17 protein-coding genes are annotated in these 14,522 nt (G+C 60.6%); 7 read left to right on the forward strand and 10 right to left on the reverse strand.

Annotation, left to right across the window (positions count from 1 at the left end):
* Nucleotides 1–19 precede the first annotated feature (19 nt).
* Both QD357_RS14445 and rpmB read right to left on the reverse strand, forming a co-directional pair.
* Nucleotides 20–658: a queuosine precursor transporter gene (locus tag QD357_RS14445; RefSeq protein WP_107109523.1), complete on the reverse strand. Its 639-nt coding sequence runs from the start codon at nt 656–658 to the stop codon at nt 20–22.
* 112 nt (nt 659–770) lie between these two features.
* Nucleotides 771–1,070 carry a 50S ribosomal protein L28 gene (gene rpmB, locus QD357_RS14450; RefSeq protein ID WP_283056090.1) on the reverse strand — a complete coding sequence of 100 codons (300 nt, stop codon included), beginning with the start codon at nt 1,068–1,070 and terminating at the stop codon, nt 771–773.
* A 237-nt stretch (nt 1,071–1,307) separates the two neighbouring features.
* Here rpmB and QD357_RS14455 point away from each other — a divergent pair, with 237 nt between their 5' ends.
* Nucleotides 1,308–2,084: a DUF3108 domain-containing protein gene (locus QD357_RS14455; RefSeq protein WP_107109521.1), complete on the forward strand. Its 777-nt coding sequence runs from the start codon at nt 1,308–1,310 to the stop codon at nt 2,082–2,084.
* 44 nt (nt 2,085–2,128) lie between these two features.
* On the forward strand, nt 2,129–3,028 hold the full coding sequence (locus QD357_RS14460; RefSeq protein ID WP_107109520.1) for a DMT family transporter: 900 nt from the start codon (nt 2,129–2,131) through the stop codon (nt 3,026–3,028).
* A gap of 21 nt (nt 3,029–3,049) precedes the next feature.
* Here QD357_RS14460 and QD357_RS14465 read toward each other — a convergent pair whose 3' ends face one another.
* The 3 genes from QD357_RS14465 to gloB form a co-directional block, all read right to left on the reverse strand.
* Entirely contained in the window at nt 3,050–4,165 is a 1,116-nt protein-coding gene (locus QD357_RS14465; protein ID WP_181316105.1) for an esterase, read from the reverse strand.
* A 174-nt stretch (nt 4,166–4,339) separates the two neighbouring features.
* A complete protein-coding gene (locus tag QD357_RS14470; protein ID WP_107109518.1) occupies nt 4,340–4,765 on the reverse strand; it encodes a cupin domain-containing protein in 426 nt (141 codons plus the stop codon).
* Nucleotides 4,765–5,535 (reverse strand): hydroxyacylglutathione hydrolase, encoded by a 771-nt coding sequence (gloB, locus tag QD357_RS14475; protein WP_107109517.1) that lies wholly within the window; start codon nt 5,533–5,535, stop codon nt 4,765–4,767. The genes QD357_RS14470 and gloB overlap by 1 nt, the downstream gene beginning before the upstream one ends.
* A 53-nt stretch (nt 5,536–5,588) precedes the next feature.
* Between gloB and QD357_RS14480 the strand changes: the two genes are divergently transcribed.
* The 3 genes from QD357_RS14480 (at nt 5,589) to QD357_RS14490 (ending at nt 8,575) form a co-directional block, all read left to right on the forward strand.
* Nucleotides 5,589–6,389, forward strand: coding sequence for a class I SAM-dependent methyltransferase (locus QD357_RS14480; RefSeq protein ID WP_107109923.1), 801 nt, complete (start codon nt 5,589–5,591; stop codon nt 6,387–6,389).
* A 150-nt stretch (nt 6,390–6,539) separates the two neighbouring features.
* Entirely contained in the window at nt 6,540–7,649 is a 1,110-nt protein-coding gene (gene hisC, locus QD357_RS14485; protein WP_107109516.1) for a histidinol-phosphate transaminase, read from the forward strand.
* Nucleotides 7,646–8,575 carry a prephenate/arogenate dehydrogenase family protein gene (locus QD357_RS14490; protein ID WP_107109515.1) on the forward strand — a complete coding sequence of 310 codons (930 nt, stop codon included), beginning with the start codon at nt 7,646–7,648 and terminating at the stop codon, nt 8,573–8,575. Before hisC ends, QD357_RS14490 begins: the two co-directional genes overlap by 4 nt.
* 12 nt (nt 8,576–8,587) lie before the next feature.
* Here QD357_RS14490 and QD357_RS14495 read toward each other — a convergent pair whose 3' ends face one another.
* Nucleotides 8,588–9,601: a DUF2125 domain-containing protein gene (locus QD357_RS14495; RefSeq protein ID WP_107109514.1), complete on the reverse strand. Its 1,014-nt coding sequence runs from the start codon at nt 9,599–9,601 to the stop codon at nt 8,588–8,590.
* Between the two features lie 51 nt (nt 9,602–9,652).
* On the opposite strand from QD357_RS14495, the gene QD357_RS14500 reads away from it, so the two are divergent.
* On the forward strand, nt 9,653–10,186 hold the full coding sequence (locus tag QD357_RS14500; protein WP_107109513.1) for a gamma-glutamylcyclotransferase: 534 nt from the start codon (nt 9,653–9,655) through the stop codon (nt 10,184–10,186).
* A 27-nt stretch (nt 10,187–10,213) separates the two neighbouring features.
* Here the strand turns inward: QD357_RS14500 and QD357_RS14505 are convergent, their stop codons facing one another.
* The 4 genes from QD357_RS14505 to ftsE all read right to left on the reverse strand — a co-directional run bounded on the left by QD357_RS14505 (nt 10,214) and on the right by ftsE (nt 13,602).
* Nucleotides 10,214–11,014: a lysophospholipid acyltransferase family protein gene (locus QD357_RS14505; RefSeq protein ID WP_107109512.1), complete on the reverse strand. Its 801-nt coding sequence runs from the start codon at nt 11,012–11,014 to the stop codon at nt 10,214–10,216.
* A gap of 97 nt (nt 11,015–11,111) precedes the next feature.
* Nucleotides 11,112–11,834 (reverse strand): YdcF family protein, encoded by a 723-nt coding sequence (locus QD357_RS14510; protein ID WP_107109511.1) that lies wholly within the window; start codon nt 11,832–11,834, stop codon nt 11,112–11,114.
* A gap of 69 nt (nt 11,835–11,903) precedes the next feature.
* A complete protein-coding gene (locus QD357_RS14515; RefSeq protein WP_414124472.1) occupies nt 11,904–12,950 on the reverse strand; it encodes a cell division protein FtsX in 1,047 nt (348 codons plus the stop codon).
* Nucleotides 12,943–13,602: a cell division ATP-binding protein FtsE gene (gene ftsE, locus QD357_RS14520; RefSeq protein WP_028754819.1), complete on the reverse strand. Its 660-nt coding sequence runs from the start codon at nt 13,600–13,602 to the stop codon at nt 12,943–12,945. Before ftsE ends, QD357_RS14515 begins: the two co-directional genes overlap by 8 nt.
* Nucleotides 13,603–13,812: 210 nt before the next feature.
* On the opposite strand from ftsE, the gene QD357_RS14525 reads away from it, so the two are divergent.
* On the forward strand, nt 13,813–14,478 hold the full coding sequence (locus QD357_RS14525) for an FxLYD domain-containing protein (RefSeq protein WP_107109509.1): 666 nt from the start codon (nt 13,813–13,815) through the stop codon (nt 14,476–14,478).
* Nucleotides 14,479–14,522 lie beyond the last annotated feature (44 nt).

Genomic DNA, 14,522 nt, shown 5'->3' on the forward strand with positions numbered 1-14,522 from the left:
GTCGTGCTGGTGCTTGCGGTCAGGCTCGTGCCTGCTGCTGCGACATCGGTTTCAGCACGTTCATCAGCGCGCCATAGGGCAGCAGCATGACGAGGCCGACGGTCACCTTGACCGAGAAATCGCCGATCGCCCAGGAAATCCAACGTGGTGCCGATGTCGAGAAGGCACCGAGGATCGGCGCCCAGTCGATCGCGAAGGGATCGTTCGGGCCGAAGAAGACGAAGAAGGGGGCGAAGGCAAAGGAGAAGAACATCACCGTGTCCAGCATCGAGCCGATCAGCGAACCGAACAGCGGCGCACGCCACCAGGCCATGCGGCGCAGGTGGTTGAACACCGAGATATCGAGAAGCTGGCCGGCGAGATAGGCCGAGCCCGAGGCAATCGCGATACGCGGCTGTGCGGTGAAGAAGGACAAGGTAACGCCGACGACGAAACCGGCAAACACCACCTTGCGCGCGGCCTTCGGGCCGAACTGGCGGTTGGTCAGGTCGGTGATCAGGAAGGCGACGGGATAGGTGAAGGCGCCCCAGGTCAGGATATCCGCGAGATTGATGCCGGCGATCGTCGCCTGCAGCGGATACTGCACGAGGATGTTGGAGGCAACGACGACCAGCGTCATCAGCAGAACATAGGCAAGCGTATAGCGTGATTTCAGCATTTTTTTATCCTGGGTGATGCCACCAGTTGGAGGGAAACCGGACATGGAAAAAGGCCTGTCCGGAGGTTATCCGTGCAAGCCTTTTAGCCCGTATTATATCGAGAAGTTTGGCTTAAGCGGCTACAGCAGCTTCAGCGGTCTTCTTGACGATCTGGCGACGCAGCAGGCGGGCGCGCATGCTGAGCTCGTTTTCGCTTGCCTTGATAAGGAAAGCGTCTAGGCCGCCGCGATGCTCGACCGAGCGGAGTGCTGCAGCGGAAACGCGCAGACGATAACGCTGGCCAAGAACGTCAGAAATCAGAGTGACCTGGCAGAGGTTCGGCAGGAACCGACGCTTGGTCTTGTTGTTGGCGTGGCTAACATTGTTGCCCACGAGGACGGCCTTGCCGGTCAATTCGCACATGCGGGACATGGAACACCTACTTTTGTTTTTCTTGGCCATCGGATAGTCATCCCGGGCAAAACCCGGCGCGCAATCCAACAGGCCATAATTGGAAAGTTGCGGTTCTATAGTCAGCGCGGCCGGCTACGTCAAGCCAAACCTTGAGCTTTCCCGCAATTCCGTCAAAAAGCTGCTGTTTTCTGATTGTCGCAGCAGGTGCATAAAGCGCCTATATATGCTGCCTGCTCTTTGTTGAAGGCTTTGATCATGGTTCAATTTCGAAGGTGGCTTTTCATTTCCGCCCTGGTGACGTCGCTGCCATTCATGGCATCGGCCGAGGAATTGCGGCATGAAACGCAGTATCGCGTGGCGCTTGCCGGCATTCCGATCGCGAGGGCGGATTTCAAGACCGAGGTCAAGGATAAGCAGTTCACCATCCGGGGGGATATCACCTCGGCCGGTCTTGCCGATCTCGTCACGTCGATCGACGCGAAAACCGATGTGAGCGGTACTGTCGGGGATAACAGGCTGCAGGCGACCCACTACAAGCTCTTCTACAAAAGCGGCAAAAAGGAACGTACCTATGATGTCGCCTATACTAACGGCAATGTGACGTCGAACACGATCACGCCAGAGCCGAAGCGGCCGCAAAGCTGGATTCCGCTCAGCGACGGAGATCTCCACTCGGTGCTCGATCCGATTTCCGGGATGATCTTTCCGATTACCGCCAATCTCAATCTCTGCAATCAGACCTTGCCTGTCTTCGACGGTGAGATGCGCATGGATCTGAAACTGTCGCCGAAGGGATCGCACCCGTTTTCGACGGATGGTTTCAAGGGCAAGACGATTGCCTGCGGCGTTCGCTTCACGCCGAAGAGCGGCTACAAGGGAACGCGCAAGGATTACCTTTATCTCGCCAAGAGCGACGGCATGGAGATCTGGTTTGCCAAGGCCGATGCCATGAATGTATATGCGCCTGTCTACGTCCGTATCCCGACGCAATACGGCACGGTGACGATCACCGCAGTGAAATACGGCAGCTAAGCGGGTTTTGACTGACGCCCGCGGCGATAGACTGGGGGGCGGAGTTGAAGTTTCGGGCAACATTGACGGGATTTGCGGCCATCGTGATGTGGTCGTTCCTGGCGCTGTTGACGGTGGCATCGGGCAAGATGCCGCCGTTTCAATTGCTCGCCGTCTGTTTCGCCATCGGCAGTATCCCCGGCATCCTTGTTCTCGTGCTGAGGCCGGAGCGCCTGCGGCTGCTACGCCAGCCTGCCAAAGTGTGGATCACCGGCGTTGCCGGGCTATTCGGCTATCATTTCCTCTATTTCACCGCGCTGCGCCATGCGCCGGCCGTCGAGGCTGGGTTGATCGCCTATCTCTGGCCGTTGCTGATCGTCGTCGGCTCGGCGCTGCTGCCGGGCGAGCGGCTGCGCTGGTACCATATCGTCGGCGCGGTGATGGGTCTCGCCGGCACGGTGCTGATCGTTGGCCGCAATGGGTTTCACTTCGAGGGCGCTTATGCCATCGGCTATGGCGCGGCATTCCTTTGCGCCTTCACCTGGTCCGGCTATTCGCTGATCACGCGCCGGTTCGAAGCGGTCTCGACCGATGTCGTCACCATCTTCTGCCTGGCGACATCGGCCCTTTCCTTCGTTTGCCACCTTGGCCTGGAGGATACGATCTGGCCGGACGCGGCGTCGCAATGGGTTGCGGTGCTTGGGCTGGGCCTCTTTCCGGTGGGGGCCGCCTTCTATGCCTGGGATTATGGCGTCAAGAACGGCGATATCCAGATTCTCGGCGCGGCCAGCTATGCCGCGCCGCTGCTCTCGACGCTGATCCTGACATTGTTCGGCTTTGCCGAGCCAAGCTGGGGCATCGCGCTCGCCTGCCTTCTGGTCACCGGCGGGGCAGTGCTGGCAGCGCACAGGATGATCCTGCGCCGCAACGGCGATGGAGCGGCGCAGGCGGAAGCGGCGCAATAGCTCCGCTCGGGTCCCTGCAGCCTATTCTTTGAAGACCTTCTCCAGGAAAGCGATCAGCGATGGCCGCCAGACATCCATCTCATGCTGGAGGTCCGGATATTCGTCATAATCGTGCTTGATTTTCTTCTCTTCGAGCGTCGCCTTCAGGCCGGCAACATCCTTGCCGACGACCAGATCCTTGCTTCCGACCGTCACCGTGAAGTTGCGTAGAGCCTTGTTGATCTTGTCCGGATCGTTCAAGACGGCGTCGACCCCTTTGTTCGGCACGGTGGTCGTGCTGACGCCGCTGAAGGTCGCGACCCAGCCGAAGGTGTCGAGATGCGACAGGCCGGAAACGAGCGCCTGGTATCCGCCCTGCGACAGGCCGGCGACCGCGCGCCCGTCAGCATCGCTGCGCACCTGATAATGGCTTTTCATATAGGGGATGAGATCTTCGATGAGTTCTCGATCCGCCGCTTCGGCATTTGCGGGATAGAAGTTCTTACGGCGTTCCGCGGCGGGGAAATTCTCCGCAATCGCATCCGGCACATCGGTTTCCGTGTCCGGAATGACGACGATCATCGGCTCGATCTTCTTTTCCGCCAGCAGATTATCGAGGATCTGCGGTGCTCGACCCTGCGCAACCCAGGATGCCACCGTGTCGCCGAAGCCGTGATAGAGATAGAGCACGGGGAGGGGCTTCGACGGGTTGCTGTAGCCGGGTGGCGTGTAGACATACATCTGGCGCTCCGAATTGAGCGCTTTCGAATGCAGCGTCACCAGCCTGAGGTCGCCGTGCGGGACGTTGCGGGTATCAAGGATGCTGCCGGGTACCAGAATGAGGCTGGTATTCACTTGCCGCTGCGGCTTCGGCGAATTCGTGCCGGGATCGATGCTGCGAAAGCCGTCGATGTTGAAGTAGTATTCATAGAGGTTGGGCTTCAGCGGCTCGGTTTTGGCAGCCCATATGCCGTCGTCGCCACGTTGCAGCGCGATCGGATCGTGCGATCCGAGAACGACGGTCACGGCTTTTGCCGAAGGGGCATAAAGGCGGAAGGTAATCGATCCGTCCTTTTCGACCGAGGTGACGAATTCCTTCAGCGGGCGTTCCGCCGGCGGCGCGGCGGGAGCGTCAAGAGCAGCGGCGGGAAGGCTCATGATGCAGCCCGCCAAGACACATATGGGAAACAACAAACGCACGAAAAAACCTCCTCCACATCAGTCAATTTTCTCTCTCCCCGTGTAAAGCTGACGCAGTGTGACGCTTTTTCAAGGCGGCCGCGCGCAAAGCAGCCACCTTGAGTCGTGCTCGATATCAATGAATGGAAAAGTTCAGGCCGACAAAGGCTTCCAGTCTGGAGCCGCCATTTCGAAGCTGGAAAATTCGAAGCCCGGTGCGACCGTGCAGCCGACGAGGGTGAAATCGCCGAGGCTTTCGGCGGACTGCCACCAGTCGGCGGGAATGATTGCCTGCGGACGCTCGCCTTTTACGAGGTCGATGCCGAGGACGATTGTCTCGCTCGCCTTGCCGTCGGCGGAGCGATGCAGCGCCAGCGGCGCACCGGCATAGTAATGCCAGACCTCCGCGGCATCGCGCACCCGATGCCAATGCGAGCGTTGGCCCGCCTGCAGGAGATAGTAGATCGCGGTCGAATGACCACGGCTGCCGCCGTGCTCGTCGCGGAATGTCTGCACATACCAGCCGCCTTCCGGATGCGGCTGCATGGAAAGTGCCTCGATGATCTCTTCCGGCCGCATCAGAAATTGTCCTTGCGTTTGCGGATTTCGGCAAAGACTTCCTCGTTGCTGCGGCTTTCCATCAGCAGATGCCTGCGGATCGACGGATCGGCGGCGCGCAGGAAGGGATTGGTCTCCTTCTCCAGCGCAAGCGTCGTCGGAACGGTGAATTTGCCTTCGGCTCTCAGGGCCTCGATATCGGCAGCGCGTGCCTTCAGCCTCTCATTGTCGGGATCGATGGTCACGGCGAAGCGGGCGTTGGACAGCGTATATTCATGGCCGAAATAGATTGCCGTTTCGTCCGGCAATACGGCGAGCTTCTGCAGGGATGCCCACATATCCGCCGCCGGCCGTTCGAACAGCCGGCCGCAGCCGAGCGCAAAGAGCGTGTCGGCGGCAAAAAGCAGCTTGTCATCCTCGAAATGGTAACAGACATGGCCGGCGGTATGGCCGGGTGTCTCGATGACATTGACGGTGTGATCGCCGAATTCGAAGGTGTCACCGTCGCTGACGGCGCGGTCGAGGCCGGGAATGGCGACGGCTTCGTTGATGGGGCCGATGATCTCGCAGCCGAATTGCTCCTTCAGCGCCAGATTACCCTCGACGTGATCGGTGTGATGATGAGTGGTGAGGATGTGGGTGATCGTCCAGCCACGACGCTTGGCAGCCGCCAGAATAGGCCCGGCTTCGGGCGCGTCGATCGACGCCGTGTAACCGCTTTCTGGATCATGGACGAGCACGCCGAAATTGTCGGATCGGCAGATAAATACCTCTAATTCCAAGGGTTTCATGGTCGAAATAGTCCTCATCGATGCGCTTGCATCGGAATGTAGGCGGTTCGGCCTTGAAGTCCAACGGGCGGCTGATAACATTTGTGGCGATGCACGCCGATATCGTCGATCTCCGCCAATTCTATCATTCCGAGCTTGGGCGCTTGGCCGAGCAGTCTATCGCCATGGCGCTTTCCTCGATCTGGTCTCGGCTGCCGGACGAGCGTCTTGTCGGTCTCGGCTATGCCGTTCCCTATCTCGATCGCTTCCGCGCCGACACCGAGCGCACATTCGCCTTCATGCCGGCGGGGCAAGGTGCTGTGAACTGGCCGGTGGATTCGGTTTCCTCGACAGCGCTGATCTTCGATGAGGAATTGCCGCTGCCGGACAGTTCCATCGATCGGGTGCTGATGGTGCATTCGCTGGAATTCGCCGAGAGCCCGCGCGAGACTCTGAAGGAGCTTTGGCGGGTGCTGGCGCCGGGCGGTCGGCTGGTCATCGTCGTGCCGAACCGCACGGGCGTGTGGGCGCGCATGGAGCATACGCCCTTCGGCTCCGGCCGACCCTATTCGCGCGGGCAGCTCACCTCGCTGCTGCGCGAGACCAACTTCACGCCGGGAGCAACCGCCGAGGCGCTGTTCTTTCCTCCTTCGAAACTGCGCACCGTCCTGCGTCTCAGACGCGCTTTCGAGCGGATCGGGCGCACTCTCTGGCCGGCTTTCTCCGGCGTCATCATCGTCGAGGCGCAGAAGCGGCTCTATCAGGGCCTGCCGGTCGCCGTCCGCGCCTCACGCCGCGTCTTCGTGCCGGTGCTGGCGCCGCGCGGCATCCCGACGACGCGCGACGGTGCGTTATCTGGCGCTCTGATCTTTTGAATCTAGAGCATCTTATCCGCTTGCAGGTGATTCCACCTGAAGGCGGGATGCTCTAGCCGATCGGCAAACACTCGACAAATTCGTCAATCCGCATTAATGCCACGGGGTGTCTAAAGCCGGAATTTTCCGGCCCTTCCCAAGGTCGATCCCATGAGCATGGAAATGAACAAGCCCGTCCCGCGCCCCGGCATTCTCGATATCGCCGCCTATGTGCCGGGCAAGGAGCATGCGCCCGGCGTGGCGCGGGTGTTCAAGCTTTCCTCGAACGAGACGCCGTTCGGTGCAAGCCCCAAGGCTATCGAAGCCTTCCGCGCTGCTGGTGAACACCTGGAACGCTATCCGGACGGGCAGGCTACTGAGCTGCGTCAGGCGATCGCCGATATTCACGGCCTGAACACCGCCAATATCCTCTGCGGCAATGGTTCCGATGAGCTGCTCGGTCTGCTCTGCCATGTCTATCTCGGCGCTGGCGATGAGGGCATCATCACCGAGCACGGCTTCCTGATCTACAAGATCCAGATCCTGGCTGCCGGCGCGACGCCGGTCACGGTTAAGGAGAAGGATCGCACCGTCGATGTTGACGCGATCCTCGCCGCCGTTACCGAGCGGACCAAGATCGTCTTCATCGCCAATCCGGCCAATCCGACTGGCACCTATGTTCCGGTCAACGAAATCCGCCGCCTGCAGGCGGGTTTGCCGAAGCATGTCATCCTCGTGCTCGATGCCGCCTATGCTGAATATGTCCGCCGCAACGATTACGAGGCCGGCCTCGAGCTCGTTTCCTCGAATCCCAATGTCGTCATGACCCGCACCTTTTCGAAGATCTACGGGCTTGCGGCGCTGCGCGTCGGCTGGATGTATGGACCGGTAGATGTGGTGGATGCGCTGAACCGTGTGCGCGGCCCGTTCAACATGAACGCGGCAGCCATCGCCGCAGGTGCCGCTGCCATCCGCGACCAGGCTTTCACCCAGAAGGCGGTAGCGCACAACACGCTATGGATTGAGAAGGTGACGAAGGCCTTCGAATCGATCGGACTCGAAGTGACGCCGTCGGTTGCCAACTTCGTACTGGTCCACTTCCCCGATATCGAAGGCAAGCGTGCCGCCGATGCCGACGAGTTCCTGACTAGCCGCGGCTATATCCTGCGCGCGGTACGCGCCTATGGCTTCCCGAATGCGCTGCGCATGAGCATCGGCACGGAAGAAGCCAATCTGGGCGTCATCGCCGCTCTGACCGAATTCATGGGACACAAGGCATGAGCAGCGTGCAGTTCGACCGTATCGCGCTGATCGGCATCGGCCTGATCGGCTCGTCGATCGCCCATGATATCAAGCGGCTCGGCCTCGCCAAGGAAGTCGTGGTTTCAACCCGCAGCGCCGAGACGCTGAAGCGCGCCGAGGAACTCAAGCTCGGCGACCGCTATACGCCGTCGTCAGCCGAAGCCGTTAGGGATGCCGATCTCGTCATCGTCTCCGTGCCGGTCGGCGCATCGGGAAGTGTTGCCGCGGAAATCTCGGCGCATCTGAAGCCCGGCGCCATCGTCACCGACGTCGGTTCGACCAAGGCGTCCGTGATCGCGCAGATGCAACCGCATATGCCGGGCAATGTGCATTTCATTCCCGGCCATCCCATTGCGGGCACGGAGAAGTCCGGGCCTGACGCCGGATTTGCCGGGCTGTTTGAAGGCCGCTGGTGCATCTTCACGCCGGTCCCCGGCACGGACGAGGCTGCCATCAAAAGGCTTCGCCGTTTCTGGGAATCGCTCGGCTCGCGCGTCGATGAAATGGATGCCGCCCATCACGACAAGGTGCTGGCGATCGTTTCGCATCTGCCGCATCTCATCGCCTATAACATTGTCGGCACGGCTGACGATCTGGAGACGGTGACGGAATCGGAAGTGATCAAATATTCCGCCTCCGGCTTCCGCGACTTCACTCGCCTCGCCGCTTCCGATCCGACCATGTGGCGCGATGTCTGCCTGCACAATCGCGATGCCATTCTGGAAATGCTGGCGCGTTTCTCGGAAGATCTCGCTTATCTGCAGCGGGCAATCCGCTGGGGCGAGGGTGATAAGATCTTCGATCTCTTCACCCGCACCCGCGCCATCCGCCGCTCGATCGTGGAGGCCGGCCAGGACGTCGATGCCCCGGATTTCGGCCGCCACGCGCTGGATGTGAAGAAGTAGTCGATTTCCTGCTTAAATCGGCGGAATCTTCCCGAGCGGGATAAAGCCGCTCAGGGACAGGCGTCCGCGATCGGCCGTAAGATCGACGGAGACTTTGTCACTGCCGGCTGCGAGCGATTTCAGGAGCTTGGTGGCTGTGTCGATCATGTTCTTGGCCGCCGGAATCGTCGCCTTCAGGCTGTCGCCCCATGGCCCGATCTGATTGATCTCCAGTTTGAACCGGCCGGAGAGAAAGCCCTGATCGTCGAAATTGAAGGGGCCGGAAAGCGTCATGACGCGGCCGTCGCCGATATCGATCACCACCTGACGGAGAACGCCGGCGGCGCCATAAAGGCCGTGTCCGTCACTGCCGTCGAGCAGGCCGGCCTTGCCGGTCAGGGTGATATCGGCGCTCGTCGATGCCGTCGGTAGCGTCTGCGGAAAGTCCTTGATGACTGCCGTGGCGTTTTCGATGCCGATCGCCAGTTCCAGGTCGTCGCCGTTCTGGCGTGCGTGCATTTCGGTGTGAGCGGCGGTCACGTCGGCGCTCTGGCCGGTGAAGGAGGAGACGATGCCGGCCTTCAGCCCATCGATGACGGTCTCGCTCTGCGCGACACCGCGGCCCTTGGCGACGAGGTTCGATTGCAGATCAGTCCATTCGGCCGACACCGTCAAACCCTGCGCGGTGCGGATTTCCGCTGGCGATTTCAGGCTCCAGCCGACATGGTTCGGCTGATAGACCGGCGCCGAGGCATTCAGATTGTCGAAGGAGGCGGAAACGCCCTTTACATGATCGTCGACAGTCACCTTGGTGCAGGACAGGCCGATGGAGAAGGGAAAGCCGCTGAAGGCCATGTCGCTGCATTCGCCCGAGATGCCGGCGGCGTTCTGCTCGCCGAGCGCCTTCAGCACGGTCGTTTTCACCATCGTGGTCGCATAGAACCAGCCGCCGGTATAAAGCCCGGCCAGGATCACGATCAGCCCCAGCCCGATGAGCCACATGCGTTTGCCTCTGCCGGATGCTACGCCCTGGCTTGACGCTGCCATGTTGTTCTCCAATGGTTGAACCTATGTGTTCACAGTGATTTGGCGTTGGATATGGACGAATTTTGGGTATTTGGCTACGGATCACTCATGTGGAATCCGGGCTTTAGCTATGTTGAAAAAGCAGAGGCCTTGATTTTCGGCTACCGCCGCTCCCTTTGCGTCCATTCCTGGGTTCATCGCGGTACGGAGGCCAGCCCCGGCCTGGTGCTTGGCCTCGATCGCGGCGGCTCCTGCCGCGGCATGGCATTCAGCATAGCCACCGCCGAGTGGGACGAGGTCCTGAACTATCTGCGCGAGCGCGAGCTGGTCACCAACGTCTATCTGGAAAAGACGTTGCCCATTCGCCTTGCGGATGGCCGGAGGGTAACCGCCGTCGCCTATATTGTCGACCGGGACCATCAGCAATATGCCGGCACGCTCGATGCCATAGAAGCCGCCCATATCGTCGATTCCGCCGTCGGACAGTCCGGGCCGAACGATGCCTATGTCTTCAATACGCTGACACATCTGCGCGAGATGGGCATTCGCGACCAATGGCTGGAACAGGTGGCGGGCGAGATCGAACGGATGCGGGAAGCGTCCTGATCGCCCACTGCGCGGAAGGCATCCGGCTTAAACCGCGGCCGCCACTTTCGCCTTGGCGATCTCCGCCAGGCGTTTTGCCGCTGTGGGCGGGACCGGCAGATGCGGGTTGTTGGCGATGGTTTCGACCAGCAATTCGTCGCTTGCCTTTTCCGTCTCCTCAAGCAGTCGCGCGAAGAAAGCGTCCGGGTCCAGGCCCGGCGGAATCGGCGGCAGGATGCGTACCTTGAAATGGCCGGGATATTTGCGGAAGGTGCGGCGCGGCCAGAACAGGCCGGGATGCATGGCTACGGCGACGACGGGGATATCGAGATCGCGATACATGCGGGCGATGCCGTATTTGTAGACCGGCTCGGCGCCCGGCGGGCGGCGGGTGCCTTCGGGATAGATGATCAACTGACGGCCGGTGGACAGTTCTTCCCGCGTGCGCTTCAGCACGTCGAACATCACCTTGCCGCGTGCGCTGCGGTCAACCGGGATCATGCGCTGTTTCTTCGCATACCAGCCGAACAGCGGAATCCACATCAGCTCCCGCTTCAGAATGTAGACGGGATCGTCGAGATAGGGCAGCAACGCGAAAGTATCCCAGAAGGATTGATGCTTTGGGGCGAAGATGTAGCTGCCGGCGGGAATATTCTCCAGGCCCTCGATTTCGAAGGTGGTGCCGACGATCTTCTCCATCAGCCAGACGCTGGATTTTGCCCAGGCCTTGGGGATCGCATAGCCGGCCTTGCGCGGCATCAGGAAATAGATCGGTGAAAGCACGATCATGCGAATGATCAGGTTGGCATAGAAGGTCGTATTGAACAGGATCGAACGCAGAGTGATCATCAAGGCTTTCCCAACACGCCGGCTTTCGCCAGCATCTGAAGCCTTGCCTACACGATTACGCTGTCAATAAAAAGTCGGTCGCGTTTCGCCGACGATCTTAGCTCGGATCGTCGTCCGTCTCCCGCGAGCGCAGGCCGAGCGGGCGTCCGAGCCCCGTGAGATTGCGGGCGCCGGCGAGAAGTACCTTAACGTATTCGGAGAGCATGGTGCGCAGCGCATTGGGATCTGTGAACCAGTTCGTGGTCTTGAGATCGGAATTGACCACCGGATAGGGAATGAAATCCGTGGCCGGATCGACATATTTCAGCTCGGCCAGGCTGCGCGGCATGTGATAATTGTTGGTCACCACCAATATGCTCTTGTAGCCGCGGGCGTGAATCCATTTCGCGGCCTCGCGGGCATTGCCGATGGTGTCGAGGGCGTCATAGCCGACATCGACGCAGCAATTGAAGAGGCTGACGGGGCTTTGGGTCAGCCTGCGGATTTGCGACGGCGTGGTGGTCGGATGGACGCCGGAGATCAATAGCCGATTGCCGGCGCCGGTGCGCAGCAATTCCACCGCCTGCCCTATGCGCTGATAACCGCCGGTCAGCACGACAATGGCATCCGCCTTCGGTTCCAGTGGTGGCTTTAGCGTGGTGATCGAATCGGCGAAATGCAGGAAGCCGCCGAAGACAATAGCGACAAGGATGATGAAGCCGAAGCCGCCCCAGCGCAAGAACCGGCGGAAGAGGCTGCGCCGCACAGGCCTGTCGCTGCGGGATTGCTCCCGCAACGTCTGCGAGCTCACTGCCTTGCGAGTCGTCAGGTCCATGCTCATGATTCGTCATTATGCGCTAATTGCGGCAAGTAGCAGGCTATTAGATCGTAAAAAATCGTCGCCGTAGCGTCAATTCTGCACAGTTTCGGTCCTCCCCGGGTCGGAGCGGATCAAATCGATCTCGTAAATGGTGCGCATGACGGTAAAGCGCGCCGTGATCGTGGTGAGCAGGGCGATGATGATCATCGTGGCGAGAATGCCGAGATAGCCAAGCGCGCCAACCGAAAATGTGCCGAACAGAGCGGTTGCCTGATCGGTTTGCGGCGTGGCGATCGTGCGGCTTTGCAGAAAGCCGGCGCTGGCGAAGAAAAAGGCGGCAAGCGCGCTGCCGGCTGCCGAACCCTTCAGGCTGATCTTCAGGAAATGCTTCTGGAATTCGGTGGCGACGAAGGTGCTCTCGGCGCCGACGAAGTGCAGCACCTCGACGATGTGGCGATTGCTCGAGAGCGCGCCGCGCGTGGCAAAAACCACGGTCAGCACCATGGCGGTGAAAACCAGGAGCAGCACGCCGGTGCCGATGAGAACGGTGGTATGCGCCATCGAGACGAGCCGATCGACCCAGGTGCGGTGATCATCCAGCGTCGCCTGCGGAATTTGGTCCTTGAGAAGGTTGCGCATCGCCTCGAAATCGGGGGGATGCGTTTCGTCGATGGTGATGATCACCAGGCGGGGGACGGGCAGCTCTTTGAGGTCGAGCCCAGCGCCGAGCCAGGGTTCGAGCAGTCGCGCCGTCGCCGCCTCGTCGACGATCTGGCCACTTTTGGTGCCGACGAAACCGAGTGCGATATCGCGGGCGCTGGCGAGCGCTTTGTCCATGTCGAGATTGTCGTCCGGCTTGATCTGGATGGTGATCTCACGGGAAATCTGGCTTTCCCAGCTTGCCGCCGTCGAACGCACCATGCTGACGGCGCCGAGCGTCAGACAGGCAAGGAACGCCATGATGGCGATGACGACGATCAGCGCATTGCCCTGGATGTTGGAGGACGGCACGATCGGTCCGGTTGGGCGGACGCGCATTTCCGGCCGTCTCCTCTCCGGCGGAGATGCGACGGGTCTTTCCTTGTTGTTGGCAGCCTCGGCATTCGAGGCTCTTCTGCGTGGGGTGGGCTCAGTCATAGATATCGAGATGCCCTCCCGATAGAATCATGCGCCGGGCCTCGATCTGATCCATGAGGGTGAGGTCGTGCGTGGCGATGACGACCGCCGTGCCGAGGCGGTTGAGTTCGAGGAACAGGTTGAGCAGCCGCCGCGCCATGGGCGGATCGACATTGCCGGTCGGCTCGTCGGCAAGCAGGATTTCCGGGCGATCGATCAGGGCGCGGGCAATGGCGGCGCGCTGCTTCTCGCCGCCTGACAGCACCGGCGGCAATACATTGATGCGTTCGCCGAGGCCGACCCATTTCAACAGCTCCAATACGTCGGTACGATAGGAGCTTTCCTCCTTGCCGCGCACGCGCAGGGGGAGGGCGACGTTTTCGTAGGTCGTCAGATGTTCCAGCAGCCGGAAATCCTGGAAGACGATGCCGACGCGGCGGCGCAGGAGCGGCAGTTCGTTGCGCGGGATCGAGGAAATCTCACGATCGAACATGCGGATCAGTCCGCGGGTCGGCTGCAGCGACATGAAGAGAAGCCGAAGCAACGTCGTCTTGCCGGCGCCAGAAGGTCCCGTCAGGAACTGGAACGATTTTTTCGGAATGTCGAAGGTCAGGTCGCGGAGGATTTCCGGGCCCATACCATAGCGCAAACCGACGTTCTCAAAATGAATCAACGGGCAGTCCACTCTTCCGCAGTGTTCAATCAGGCGACTTGTTAACCAAGGCCGTTAACAGCCGGTAAATTTTGCTGGAAAGGCGCCCGATTCATGGCGATCTTTGCGAAGCATTAACCATTAAAATTTACGACTGGGCAGGATTCGTTTCAATGCCCAGAATTCAGATGGGCGTGGAAACCATGTGGATCACCGGAAAGGGAGGTCGCCATGGGCACTTTTCGCCACCGCCAGCAACAGGCGGGATTGATCTATGACCTGCTGCCGCCCGAACGCGCACTGGGTTCGGGACTATCGCGCCGCTTCGGGCCGAAGGAAGATGTCGTCGACGCCGAGTTCGTGACGGTCATCCCCAGCCGCATCAGGACCGCGTCGACCAGCAACACCCGCGACAGGGCTTCCCGTCCCGGGCAATCGTCGCGGCCGGCTGCTAAGGGCACTCTCCGTCATGCATTCACGAGCCTGCGCCTTGCCGAGGGTTGGCTGCAGCAGGCGTCGCGCCGCAGTTTCGTGGCGCTCATCGTTGCTCTGGCCATCCTGGTCTTCGGACTTGCCGGTGGTTTCTCAGGGCTATCAGGCACGCCGGCACAGGCGACGTCGGAGCCGCTGCAGTTCTCGCATGTGACGCTGACGCCGCATGACGAGAACGGCATGCGGGTGGTCACCGTCAACGGCATCATCGAGAATGAGACCGGCGCCACGTTCTCGGTGCCGTCCGTCCGCGCCGATATCTTTTCCGGCGGTCAGTTGCTGACAAGCGTCGTGGTGAACCCGCCGGTCAATCGCATCGGACCGCACGAAAGCCGCGGATTTTCTACGCGATTACAGCATCCCGGTGGAAAAATGCCGGATGTTCGCCTTTCCTTTATGCCCTAGGGGGTGTGTCGGCCCCCTGGATTGTGCTAGGGCCTAGAGCTTGA

Origin of the sequence: Rhizobium sp. BR 317, assembly GCF_047445835.1 — a bacterium.
In the GTDB taxonomy this organism is placed as follows: Bacteria; Pseudomonadota; Alphaproteobacteria; order Rhizobiales; family Rhizobiaceae; genus Rhizobium; species Rhizobium paranaense.